Raw genomic sequence first — 11,783 nt, 5'->3', positions numbered from 1 at the left:
AAGTCAATTCTTATTTTTCGTCGTTGTTGTCTCCGAAAAGACCATCGAACAAGTTACCGAATGAATCCCCAAGGGTTACATTGGCGGTTTCTTCGTAAACTGTTTTATTTCGATTGTTATTGCTATTATGACTTTGTTGCGGTCTGCGGTTTCGATCGCCACCACCATAATTGCTAGTTCTATCACGATCGCCAGATCCAGCATTGCTACTATTGCTGCTTCTTGGTGTTGGAGCAGGACGAGCCGGTGCTTCTTCGGTTGCTTTTTTACTTAAGCTGATTTTTTCTTTTTCAGCGTTAATTCCGATGATTTTTACCGTTAAGACATCACCGGTGTTTAAAACTGCAGCAACAGACTCAACCCGGTTGTAGCTAATTTCAGAAACATGAATCAAGCCTTCAACGCCTGGAATCACTTGAGCAAAGGCACCAAAATCTAAAATATTAGTGATCGTCACTTCAACTTCATCATCAACATTGTATTTAGCAATGAAATCATCCCAAGGGCGATCCAATAATGCCTTAACACTTAATTTGATTTTTTTGTCTTCTTCATTTTTAGCGATAACCTTGGCTTCAATTTCCTGGCCTTTTTCAACGATGTCTTTCGGCTCATTGATTTTTTCCCAGGTCAGATCTGATCGATGGACAAAGCCATCAATGCCTTCAAGATCGACAAAGATTCCGAAATTAGTAATGGTTTTAACCACACCTTTAACAATATCATCGACGTTTAATTCTTCAAAACGCTTTTCTTTCATTTCTTTTACTTGTTCCCGACGTTCTTTCATATCTTTTTCAAGAATAATTTTCTGGGAAAGAATCGCACGACGTCGTTTTGGGTTGTAATCAATAATGATACCCTTGACTTTTTCACCAATTAAGGTGTTTAAGTCTTTAACGTAACGCACATGATATTGTGAAGCAGGCATATAAATATCTGTAAATCCAATATCGACAATTAAACCATTTCCAGAAATATCTTTGATTGTTCCTTCTAAGACTGTTTTATTATCAAAGGCGTCACTTAACTGTTTTTGTACGAGACGGTTATCATATTTGATTTTTGAAAGTTTTACATTTCCTGAACCTTCATTTAAATCAGTAACGATACACCAAACTTTGTCTCCTAATTGTACAAGTTCAGATAATACCTCATCGCTTTTCCATGTGAAATCATTCTTTTTGATGATACCATCTGCTTTGTAGCCAATGTTTAAGATCACTTCATCTTCAGCGATGTGAATCACTTCGCCTTCAATTTCAGCACCTCGACGAATTGTTTTTAATGATTCTTCAATTTCTGCTGCGAAATCAAAATTAGCATCATCATATTCGTCTTTTTCAATGGTTTCCACCACTTCCTCAACTACAACAGTTGGCTGTTCTTCAGTCGCCACTTCCGCGACCACGTTTTCCTCAGCAATTTTGTTTTGCTCTTCCATACCTTCCAATACCTCCTTAACGATCCAATCCGGTGTTGATGCCCCTGCGGTAATACCAATCTTCTGATAGTTTCTTACTTCAGCGAGATCTAAGTCCCGGATGCTTTCTATGTGACAAGTTTTTGCGCAATGGGATTTACAGATATCCGCCAGTTTTTGCGTATTCGAACTGTGGTATCCACCAATTACGATCATATATTCTACTTCTTTTGCAGTTTTCGCTGCCGCTGCTTGTCTTTCAGCGGTGGCACTGCAAATAGTATTAAATATAACTACTTCATTGACTCTTGACCTGATCGCATCACAAATTTCATTGAATTTGGACTCGATGATGGTGGTCTGAGCCACGATACATATTCTATCATAACTTTCAATATTTTCCAACTGATTTATATCATTAATTATTAAAGCTTTATTTTGACACCAGCCATTTGCTCCAATCACCTCCGGATGATTTTTATTTCCCACAATAACAATCTGATAACCGGCAGCATCATAGCTTTCAACCTTTTTCTGGACTGCCCGGACAAAGGGACAGGTGGCATTAATGATTGGGAGTCCCTTTTTTTTAATCGCTTCAATGGTTTTCTTGCCAACCCCATGGGAGCGAAGGATGATACAGCCGGTTTCTAAATTATCAACATCGTCGTCTTCAATTATTACCACGCCCTGATTCGTTAGACGTCTGGTTTCCTGGGTGTTGTGGCTAATCGGCCCTAAGGTATAAATGTTTTGTTGGCCCGATTCGATGGTATCCTGGACCATTTTCATGGCATTTTCGATTCCAAAGCAGTAGCCAGACTTATCGGCAATGATTACTTCCATTTTAACCTCACGTCAATTCTAAAGCATAGACCGTATCCATGATCTTTTCGCTTAACTGCCTAGTTTCTTCTTCAGACAGTTTTTTGCCATAGTATTCTTCCAGATAAACAGGCTTGCCAATAATAATCTCTATTTTACTTCTGAATCGGTATTTTCCTTTAATGTGCACCGGAACAATCGGTGCTTTCGTCTTAATGGCAAAGACGACAAAGCCGCTGGCAGGAGGCGTCCGATCTTCCGGATTGACGCGATGTCCTTCCGGAAAAATCCCCAGCAGCTTGTCTTCCTTGAGAATTTTCAAGGAAGTCTTAATCGTCTCCACAGCTACCTTTTCGCGATTAACCGGAAAGGCGTTCACTTTTTTGAAAAACCATCGCAAAAGCGGATTCTTAAACAATTCCGCCTTGGCCATATAATGAATATCCCGCGGTGTTGCAAATGCAATCACCACCGGGTCAATATTACTGATGTGATTGGGACAGATCAGAGCTCCGCCGGTCTCCGGGATGTTTTCCCTACCGGTAATTGTGATCCGAAAGAGAATTAAACTAATGAGATAAGCTATGAAACGACCAATTTTATAAATCATCGACAAGCCTCGTCAATATGAATTTTCATTTCTTCATATACTTCTTCAATGCTCTTCCCTGTTGTGTCAATGACAATCGCGTCCGCGACCTGCACCAATGGACCTTCTAACCGATTTTTGTCATTACTATCGCGGTTTTCAATTTCATTTTTTATCTCTTCCAAGGCTTTACCATCGCCCTTTTCGTCCAATTCTTTTTTTCGTCGCTGTGCCCGTTCCAAAACGTCAGCATCCAGAAAAAACTTAAGGTCAGCCTCCGGCAATACCACCGAACCGATATCTCTTCCATCCATAACCACCCCATGGTCTTTTGCGTATTCCCGCTGCTGAGCGACCAGCAGATCCCGGACCTCTTTAATCCTGGCCACATCGGAGGTATGGCGGGAAACCAGAGGCGTCCGGATCTCCCAGGTAACATCTTTATCATTACAGAACACCTGATTGCCTTCAAACCGGATCACGGTTCCCCGGGCAATTTTTACAATATCGGCCGCGTTATCAAAGCGGTCACCCATCTGATTTAACACACAATGGGCAATGCAGCGATACATGGCGCCCGTATCCAGATAGGTCATCTGATAGGCTGCTGCTATTTTTTTTGCTATGGTACTTTTTCCTGCTCCGGCAGGACCATCAATGGCAATTTGCATCTTACTCTCCCTCATCCAACTTTACAAACACTTATTCAACGGCGTTTCCGGCCAGCCAGCCCGTGGAAACAGCAATTTGGATATTGTAGCCACCGGTCAGCGCGTCCACATCCAGCATCTCTCCTGCAATATAGAGATTTTTAACCCGTTTTGATTCCATCGTTCCTGGGTCTACTTCTTTTACGTTCACACCGCCAACGGTGATGATGGCTTCGTTAAAATCCCGCAGCCCGGCAATACCAATCTTTAACTGTTTAAAACACGCTACCAGCTTATTCCGCTGTTCTTTGGTGATCTGGTTAACCTTTGCGACCGGATCAATCCCGGACAGATCTACCATGACCGGAATCATTTTTGCTGGTAATAGGTCACCCAGGGCATTTCCGAAATCCTTGTTCTGATATTTAAGAAAGTCCCGCTGAATCCGGGCATCCATTTGTTCCATACTTAAAGCCGGTTTTAAGTCCAATTCCAGACTGTAATCTTTTATGTCGCCGCTCATATCAGAGCTAAGTGATAAAACCAGCGGTCCGGATATGCCAAAATGGGTGAACAACATCTCACCTAACATTGATTTGACCTTCTTTTGGCCCTTGGGTGTTTTTTTAGACAGGGTTAAGGTCACATTTTTGAGTGACAACCCCTGGAGATCGCGGGGCCAGTCTTCTTTGGTATTAATGGGGACCAGACCGGGAGCCAGAGATGTGATTTCATGACCATATTTCTTTAAGATCTTAAACGCATTGCCATCTGAACCAGTGGACGGATAACTCTTTCCACCCGTCGCCAGAATCACCGCATCGTAATTTCTTTTTTCTCCATTTTCGAGGAGGATCCCGTTAATGTTATTATTCTCAATTAAAAGACCGGTTATTTTCGTATTTAAATGAACCTGGCAGCGATTGTGTTTCAATGCCATTTTAAAGGCTCCAATCACATCGCTGGATTTATCCGAAACCGGAAACACCCGATCCCCCCGTTCTATTTTTAAGGGCACCCCATTTTTTTCCAGGAAGGCCATAAAATCGGTATTAGTATAGGAATAAAGAGCACTATACAAAAAACTGTGGTTATGGACGATGTTGTCAAAATAATCGCTGATATCAACCGCATTGGTCAGATTACAGCGACCCTTTCCGGTGATATATAGTTTTTTTCCCAGCTTTTCATTGCTGTCGAACAAATCAACCCGATGTCCTTTTTCTGCCGCTGCCACCGCTGCCATCATGCCGCCGGGGCCGCCTCCAATTACTGCTATCCTACTCATTGATTACGCTTTTGTCCTTTCATGAACTAATTTTCCAATTCATCGCCAGTATAGATATAATGTTCTCGCCATATTTCTTCAAGTTCATTAAAAGTCTCTTTTGTTTTTCCGATATTCCTCAAACCCACTGAAATTACCAGCGCGTTGATCAGCGAAAGCGGGGCCACCAGTGAATCCACAAAGGAGTAAACATTACTTTTGGCAATCAACCGATGTTTAGTAAACACATTGATGGGGGCATTTTCATTATCCGAGATTGTAATAATTTTTACCCCTTTGTCCTTTAAAAATTCAACCGCTTCATAAGTTTTTTGGGCATAACGCGGAAAACTGATGGCAATGACCACATCTTCTTCAGTGACGCGAATCAAATGCTCATAGATATCGGAAACCCCATAATTGACGACCCGGACATTATCCAGGATCAGATTAAGATAATAACCCAAATGTTCCGTTAACAAGGTGGTGGTCCGAAAACCAATGATAACCACCTTGCGGGCATCTAAAATCAAGTCGATACAAGATTTAAAAATCTCATAGTCAAACTCCTCAAAAGTCGCATTGATATTTGACAAATCTGATTTTAAGACATTATGAACGGTTTCCTGTAGGGCCTTTTCTTTTTGTTCGTTTTTCAAGGTCATGTCAATGCGTTCAATGGTTGTCAGCTTGCTGTTAATTTCATTTCGTATTGCCCGCCGGAATTCCGGATACCCTTCATAACCGAGTGTAACCGAAAAACGAACGACGGTCGCTTCGCTGACCCCAACACTTTTAGCCACTGTCGCCGCCGACATTTCTGAAACACTTTCATAGTGACTCAGCATAAAGTCGGCAATCAATTTATGAGATTTACTCAGCTTTGCATTACACTTCTTAATTGCTGAAAAAATATCACGGCTTTCTTTTACACTTGAAACGTCTTTCATCTTTACCTCGTTCTCTGGATAATAATCAATGTGGGCGGGGATTCCCGGTTTAGCGTGTGAAAATGATGAGCAGCAAAAGGCGCTTCCAACGTCTCACACCACCTGATTACCGCCTGAGATTCCAGCATTCCCTCGGGGTGACCCGGATAAAGGCAGAGGGTCATTCGTCCACCAGAAACCAGTAAAGACAAGGCTCCCTGAAGCGCTGCCAGAGTTGATTCAACCTGGGTAGTAATTGTCTGATCACCGCTGGGCAAATAGCCAAGATTAAACATGATCGCCTTGACCGTTTGTTCCCCAACAGCCGCCGCTTTTAATGTCGTTACCATCAATTCGTGACTTTGATGAATCAGGGTAACCTGATCGTCGCAGCCGTTTTTTTTAAGGATATCTCGGGTTTGCTGCAAAGCTGCCATCTGAATATCAAAGGCAAAAACCTGTCCGGTTTCTCCGACACATTGGCAAAGAAAGAGGGTATCCTGACCCGTTCCAGCCGTCGCATCAACGACACGATCACCCCGGTTAATGATCGGTCTTAAAAATTCGCGGGCCAGGTCGGTAACCCGCAACGGTTTATTTTTCACTGCAGCCTGCACAAGGCTTGAAAAATTCACCGCTGAAGGCTTTATGAATCAAGACATCCCCTAATTCGATAAATTCATGTTCTTTGAAGTAGCTTGCAAATTCACCGGTGGCACCTGCTACAGATATCGATATACATCCATCTTCAGCCATTTTATAAAGCAGCGTTCTGATTATTCCATCAAAAATAGCCATGCCCTGATCGCCCTTCACGGTCATGATCATCTCGTAAATATCAACCTGTTCTGCCCCATAAAAAAAACGCACCGCACCCAGAATTTCAGATTTGGCTGTATCCTCGGCCACAATGTACAAGTCCCGTTCTTTTTCCTTTTCTGGAAACAATGCCTGAATTTGACTAAAAGCTTTTGGAAATCCTATCTTTACCATTTCTTTTCTCCTTTTAAATAAATAATTTCGTCATTATTTAAATACCGCCATTCACCCGGCTTTAAACGCCCCAAGGTCAGATTTCCCATGGCTACCCGCTTTAAATCAATAATCGGGTGGCCCATCGCGGCACACATTTTACGAATCTGTCTTTTCTTGCCTTCGTGAATCCGCATTTCCAGCAAACTGGTATCCCGATCCATTTTTAAAATCTTAATAGCTGCCGGGGCGCTGCGGTAATCCTCGATCACCATACCATGGCGGAAAGATTCCAGACTGTTTTCATCCGGACAACCTTTAACCCGACCCACATAGGTCTTTTCAAACTCATGACTGGGGTGAGTCAAATAGAAGGTCAGGTCACCGTCATTTGTCAGTAGCAGTAGCCCTTCCGTATCCATATCCAATCGTCCAACGCTATAAAGTCGCTCGTTTATCGGTACCAGATCCAGTACCCGCTGACGACCATGGGTATCTTCAGAAGTTGATACAACCCCTTTGGGTTTATTAACCATGATATATACTTTTACGGCTTCGTTTAATTTTTTCCCCGAGACGATAATTTGATCTTTTTTAGGATCAACCGGAAAACCCGGTTCGTAAATGGTAACACCGTTGATCCTAACCACTCCCGCCTTAATCAGTTCTTCCGATTTTCGCCGCGATGCGACCCCGCATTGAGCCATATATTTTTGAATTCTCACTGGGCGGCCTCCAATATTTGAGCCTCTCCCATGGTTTTTTTTAGCATCTCGGCCAATTGTTCTTCATTGGCGGTGTCTTTGTTTTCTGATTGATGATTGAGCAACTCCAGATTAAAACTTTCCTGTTTGCCCTGCGAAAAAACCTCAAATTCCGGCATCTCTTTGAGACTTGTGAAGCCCATGGTTTTTAAAAAGGCATTGGTTGTTTTATAGAGAATCGGCCGTCCCGGGGCTTCCAGACGACCACCGTCACAAATCAGTCCCCGATCCAGCAAGCGCTGAATGGCACTGCTGGAACTTACTCCTCTGAGTTCATCAACGGCCAACCGGGTAACGGGCTGACGATAGGCAATAATCGCCAGGGTTTCGAGTGCCGCCCGGGATAAACCGGTTTTTTCCTGATGCCTGGTAATTTCTTTGATATACCCGTAATAGTCGGGTTTTGTGGAAAGCTGATAGGTATCCTTAATCTGAACCAGACGAATACCACGTGCTTTTGATTGATAATCCTGTTTAAGTATTTCCATCGCAAACTGCACTTCCGATACCGGTTTATCCAGGCATCGACACAGTTCGGTCATGGAAACCCCTTCTCCAGCCCCAAAAAGAATGCCTTCGATGATCCCAGCCAGTTCATCACTGTTCATTGTTGTCCACCTCCTGTTGAATCTGAAAATCTATAAATACCCGATTTTGAAGCAGCCGCAAACCACTGGTCTTAACCATTTCCAAAAGTGATAGCAGGGTTACCACCACCTCTTCCCGGGATATATCCGGCCGGAGTAGCTCTGAAAAGCTGACCCCGGCGGTTCCGGCTTGAACCAGAACCGCGGTTATTTCAGCGATTTTTTCTTCAATGCTGAACAATTCCCGAATAATCTTCTGCGGTGGAGCGATTGCCTCCAATTCTTCCTCTTTCTGAAACAACAGCCGTTTAAAGCATTGTTCAAGCGAATAGGGATCGATGACCAGAGGCACTTCTTCGGTATTCTGAGGGATGTACTCCGGATCTCTATAGATGGCGCAGCGCTCAACCTGTTCCCGGGTTTGAAAATATCGACTGATCTCTTTAAAAATCTTATACTCAACCAATTGACGAATCAGTTTTGCCTTAAGATCTTCTGGGTCTTCCTGCTCATCTTCATTTTTAGGTAGCAATGCTCTGGCCTTAATTTCGAGCAGTCTGGCGGCCATCACAATAAATTCACTGGCGACATCCATATCCATATCCTGCCAGGTTCTAATCTGCATTAGATAGTGATTCGTAATCGTTGCAATGGGAATATCGTAAATATCGATCTTGTTTTTCTGGATTAAATTGATTAATAGGTCGAGCGGCCCTTCATAGCCATCCAGACTCACTGCATATGCCATAAGCTAAGACCAGATCAGATTGAAAATTGGCAGTAGTATTGCTGAAAACAGGCTCGATATCACATTAATTACGGGGGTGATAATCCTTCCCAACAAACCGGTAAAAGCCAAAATAAAGATCGCAATCATACCATAGCGCTGATATTTATAGTAGGTCATCAGTGCTTTAGGCGGTAAAAACAAGACCAGAATCTGAGATCCATCCAAAGGCGGAATCGGAATGATGTTAAAAACAGCAAACATAATGTTATAAAAGTAAACATATTGCAAGACCGTCATCAACACTTCATTGTTTAGCGGTACCACTGCCAAATAAGCTGCCATTCCAAAAAAAGCCAACAATAGATTCGTAAGAACCCCTGCCAATGCAACCACAATCATCCCTTTTTTACGTTCTTTAAAATTTCCAGGATTCACGGGCACTGGCTTTGCCCAGCCAAAGCGGAATAAAAGCATCGAAATAAACCCCAAGGGGTCGATGTGTTTAAAGGGATTCAGGGTTAACCGTCCGGCATTTTTGGGAGTAGGATCCCCCATTGAATCAGCGGCATAACCATGGGCCATTTCGTGAAAACTAATGGCAATCAGTATCCCCGGAAGGCTTAGTATTAAACTATAAAAATAGTCCGGTGTAAAATCAAACATTATCTTTTACCTCTTTTTCAGTGTTGTACACCTGATTTTACCAGACCGAAAGTTTGATTCGGTAACTGGCTTCAAACCAATTCATTTTTGTCGTTTTCGTTTATCTAATGCATCACGCTTTAACACATAATACAAAATAGATGATTTATTCTAATGCTCTGCATCAAATAAACCATCTATCCTCATTGAACATTATTTCTATTCTGCTATCGACCTTCTTGCGGCAATGGAAAAATAATAACCCAGCGCTGCGACGGTTTTGCCATCAATGAACTGTCCGTTAATAAACAGCGTTCGGGCTGTCCGCACTGGTATTTTAACAACTCGGATAAATTCATCCGGGTCCTCTTCCAAAGGGTCCCACATAAATTCTGTGGCGCTAAACAAAGCGATTTTTTCTGAGCAATAACCCGGGGTGGGGATAAAGTCGCCCAGCTTAAAAAGATTAACCGGTCGATAACCGATTTCTTCCCGGCATTCCCTGATCGCTGCAGCTTCAGGATCTTCCCCAAGTTCCAGCAGACCAGCCGGAATTTCAGTCAGTAGCTGCCGGCTGGCAATCCGGTATTGCTTCACAAAGATCATCTGTCCATCTTTAACAGCTAAAACGGCGACTGCCCCCTGATGTTCGACAATCTCCCGTTTGGAAAAACTGCCATTTGGTAGTTTTACCTCATCAACGCGCAGTTTGACAATCCGTCCATCATAGATGACTTCACTTTTCACGGTTTTTTCATACTGTTTCATGGGAACCCTCGGCCTGTTTTTCTGAAATTAATCGTTCCAACTCATCCATAAACGAAGCGACATCTTTAAACTGTCGATAGACGGAAGCAAAGCGCACATAAGCAACCTGATCCATGGTCTTTAGGGCTGCCATTACCTGCTCACCAATTAGCGAAGATGGTACCTCTTTCATTTCGCCTTGATATAAGCGTCGTTCCAGATCATCCACCACCGTTTTAATGGCATCAATGGAAACTGGTCGTTTTTCACAGGCCTTAATCATTCCATTGAATATTTTATTTTTATCAAATGCTGTTCGCTGGCCACCTTTTTTAACCACAATCAGGGGTATATTTTCAACCCGTTCGTAGGTCGTGAAACGTTTATTGCACTTATTACACTCCCTGCGTCTGCGGATCATTGTTCCTTCTTCGGAAGGCCGCGAATCAACAACCTTGCTGTCATCAAATGCACAATACGGACACTTCATCGGTATTATTCTTGAGTCAAGAAATCTGGAATTGAAAATTCACCAACTGAATCACTGGCACTTTTAACAACTTTTTTAATAACAGCTTTCTTTTCTTTTTCACCGCCGGACAAAAATCCTGTCGCAATAACGGTAATTTTGATTTCATCTCCTAAAGATTCATCAATGGTCGCACCAAAAATAACGTTGGCATCGGGATCTGACGCTTCTCTGGCAATGCTGGCAGCTTTATCGACTTCAAATAATGAAAGATCTTCGCCAGCCGTAATATTAAGTAATACCCCGGTTGCTCCGTCGATCTGGGTTTCCAGCAACGGACTAAGAATTGCCTGTTTGGCGGCTTCTTCGGCACGGTTATCTCCACTTGCTTGACCAACACCCATATGAGCCAGTCCGGTATCTTTCATAATCGTTTTAACATCGGCAAAGTCAAGGCTAATCAGTCCTGGCATGGCGATCAGATCTGAGATACTTTTCACACCCTGGAGCAACACATCATCAGCTAACCTGAAGGCGTCTTTCAGAGAGGTTGATTTATCAGCCATTCTTAGCAGTCGGTCATTGGGGATGGTTACCAGAGAGTCAACATTTTCCTGTAAAAACTCACTGGCAATCTGGGCATTACGCATCCGTACCCGTCCTTCAAAAGAGAACGGTTTGGTGACGACACCAATGGTTAAAATTCCCAGGTCTTTTGCGATTTTTGCAATAATCGGAGCCGCTCCGGAACCGGTTCCGCCACCCATACCAGCTGTTAAAAACAACAGATCGGTATCTTTAATCATGTCAGCAATGGCGTCTTTGCTTTCCTCTGCCGCTTTCTGACCAATCTCGGGATTCCCCCCGGAACCAAGTCCCTGGGTAATTTTTTCCCCGATTTGAAGTTTTTTTTCAGATAAAGCCAAGGCAAGAGCTTGTTTATCGGTATTAATAGCAATAAAATCCACACCCTTCATCCCGGCTTCAATCATTCGATTAATGGCATTGTTTCCACCACCACCGACACCGATAACACGAATTTTTGCAAAATTATCGTAATTCCCATCTAATTCAAACACTTTTATTCCTCCTCTTACTAAACAGCTTTCTCGTTAAAATTGATCGTTTGTATCTTTTTTCCTGAACATTGGATTCGTTTCAGTTGCTTTTTTCATCGTTAATAACACTT

General features: G+C 42.9%; 14 protein-coding genes. All 14 read right to left on the bottom strand.

All coding sequences use genetic code 11. The features are described 5' to 3' along the window. Positions 1-10: 10 nt before the first annotated feature. On the bottom strand, positions 11-2,269 hold the full coding sequence (locus tag U2P91_RS15845) for a bifunctional 4-hydroxy-3-methylbut-2-enyl diphosphate reductase/30S ribosomal protein S1 (RefSeq protein ID WP_322519994.1): 2,259 nt from the start codon (positions 2,267-2,269) through the stop codon (positions 11-13). 7 nt (positions 2,270-2,276) lie between these two features. Continuing rightward, complete coding sequence (locus tag U2P91_RS15840; protein WP_111889178.1) at positions 2,277-2,858, bottom strand: lysophospholipid acyltransferase family protein; 582 nt, start codon at positions 2,856-2,858, stop codon at positions 2,277-2,279. Continuing rightward, complete coding sequence (gene cmk, locus U2P91_RS15835; protein WP_322519993.1) at positions 2,855-3,508, bottom strand: (d)CMP kinase; 654 nt, start codon at positions 3,506-3,508, stop codon at positions 2,855-2,857. Before cmk ends, U2P91_RS15840 begins: the two co-directional genes overlap by 4 nt. Positions 3,509-3,539: 31 nt before the next feature. Beyond that, a complete protein-coding gene (locus U2P91_RS15830) occupies positions 3,540-4,775 on the bottom strand; it encodes an NAD(P)/FAD-dependent oxidoreductase (protein ID WP_322519992.1) in 1,236 nt (411 codons plus the stop codon). Between the two features lie 26 nt (positions 4,776-4,801). Then, positions 4,802-5,704: a MurR/RpiR family transcriptional regulator gene (locus tag U2P91_RS15825; protein WP_322519991.1), complete on the bottom strand. Its 903-nt coding sequence runs from the start codon at positions 5,702-5,704 to the stop codon at positions 4,802-4,804. 2 nt (positions 5,705-5,706) lie between these two features. Then, positions 5,707-6,288 (bottom strand): class I SAM-dependent methyltransferase, encoded by a 582-nt coding sequence (locus U2P91_RS15820; RefSeq protein ID WP_322519990.1) that lies wholly within the window; start codon positions 6,286-6,288, stop codon positions 5,707-5,709. After that, positions 6,278-6,676 (bottom strand): hypothetical protein, encoded by a 399-nt coding sequence (locus tag U2P91_RS15815; RefSeq protein ID WP_322519989.1) that lies wholly within the window; start codon positions 6,674-6,676, stop codon positions 6,278-6,280. The genes U2P91_RS15820 and U2P91_RS15815 overlap by 11 nt, the downstream gene beginning before the upstream one ends. After that, positions 6,670-7,362 carry a pseudouridine synthase gene (locus tag U2P91_RS15810; protein ID WP_371414213.1) on the bottom strand — a complete coding sequence of 231 codons (693 nt, stop codon included), beginning with the start codon at positions 7,360-7,362 and terminating at the stop codon, positions 6,670-6,672. The genes U2P91_RS15815 and U2P91_RS15810 overlap by 7 nt, the downstream gene beginning before the upstream one ends. A 14-nt stretch (positions 7,363-7,376) precedes the next feature. Next, positions 7,377-8,027 carry an SMC-Scp complex subunit ScpB gene (scpB, locus tag U2P91_RS15805; protein ID WP_322519988.1) on the bottom strand — a complete coding sequence of 217 codons (651 nt, stop codon included), beginning with the start codon at positions 8,025-8,027 and terminating at the stop codon, positions 7,377-7,379. Further along, a complete protein-coding gene (locus U2P91_RS15800; protein WP_322519987.1) occupies positions 8,017-8,754 on the bottom strand; it encodes a segregation and condensation protein A in 738 nt (245 codons plus the stop codon). Before U2P91_RS15800 ends, scpB begins: the two co-directional genes overlap by 11 nt. A gap of 3 nt (positions 8,755-8,757) precedes the next feature. Beyond that, a complete protein-coding gene (locus U2P91_RS15795; protein ID WP_322519986.1) occupies positions 8,758-9,399 on the bottom strand; it encodes a site-2 protease family protein in 642 nt (213 codons plus the stop codon). Between the two features lie 198 nt (positions 9,400-9,597). Next, positions 9,598-10,146, bottom strand: coding sequence for an NUDIX hydrolase (locus tag U2P91_RS15790; RefSeq protein ID WP_322519985.1), 549 nt, complete (start codon positions 10,144-10,146; stop codon positions 9,598-9,600). Then, entirely contained in the window at positions 10,133-10,615 is a 483-nt protein-coding gene (nrdR, locus tag U2P91_RS15785) for a transcriptional regulator NrdR (RefSeq protein ID WP_111889167.1), read from the bottom strand. The genes U2P91_RS15790 and nrdR overlap by 14 nt, the downstream gene beginning before the upstream one ends. 5 nt (positions 10,616-10,620) lie before the next feature. After that, positions 10,621-11,673: a cell division protein FtsZ gene (gene ftsZ / locus U2P91_RS15780; protein ID WP_111889166.1), complete on the bottom strand. Its 1,053-nt coding sequence runs from the start codon at positions 11,671-11,673 to the stop codon at positions 10,621-10,623. Positions 11,674-11,783 lie beyond the last annotated feature (110 nt).

This window comes from Acetobacterium sp. K1/6, assembly GCF_034438075.1.
Taxonomy (GTDB): Bacteria; Bacillota; Clostridia; order Eubacteriales; family Eubacteriaceae; genus Acetobacterium; species Acetobacterium carbinolicum.
This window is presented reverse-complemented; position numbering and strand designations above follow the sequence as displayed.

Coding starts and splice junctions, on each gene's coding strand:
- U2P91_RS15830 (WP_322519992.1), bottom strand. CDS start 4,775: ATGAGTAGGATAGCAGTAATTGGAGGCGGCCCCGGCGGCATGATGGCA.
- cmk (WP_322519993.1), bottom strand. CDS start 3,508: ATGCAAATTGCCATTGATGGTCCTGCCGGAGCAGGAAAAAGTACCATA.
- U2P91_RS15795 (WP_322519986.1), bottom strand. CDS start 9,399: ATGTTTGATTTTACACCGGACTATTTTTATAGTTTAATACTAAGCCTT.
- U2P91_RS15810 (WP_371414213.1), bottom strand. CDS start 7,362: ATGGCTCAATGCGGGGTCGCATCGCGGCGAAAATCGGAAGAACTGATT.
- nrdR (WP_111889167.1), bottom strand. CDS start 10,615: ATGAAGTGTCCGTATTGTGCATTTGATGACAGCAAGGTTGTTGATTCG.
- U2P91_RS15800 (WP_322519987.1), bottom strand. CDS start 8,754: ATGGCATATGCAGTGAGTCTGGATGGCTATGAAGGGCCGCTCGACCTA.
- U2P91_RS15840 (WP_111889178.1), bottom strand. CDS start 2,858: ATGATTTATAAAATTGGTCGTTTCATAGCTTATCTCATTAGTTTAATT.
- scpB (WP_322519988.1), bottom strand. CDS start 8,027: ATGAACAGTGATGAACTGGCTGGGATCATCGAAGGCATTCTTTTTGGG.
- U2P91_RS15845 (WP_322519994.1), bottom strand. CDS start 2,269: ATGGAAGTAATCATTGCCGATAAGTCTGGCTACTGCTTTGGAATCGAA.
- U2P91_RS15815 (WP_322519989.1), bottom strand. CDS start 6,676: ATGGTAAAGATAGGATTTCCAAAAGCTTTTAGTCAAATTCAGGCATTG.
- U2P91_RS15825 (WP_322519991.1), bottom strand. CDS start 5,704: ATGAAAGACGTTTCAAGTGTAAAAGAAAGCCGTGATATTTTTTCAGCA.
- U2P91_RS15790 (WP_322519985.1), bottom strand. CDS start 10,146: ATGAAACAGTATGAAAAAACCGTGAAAAGTGAAGTCATCTATGATGGA.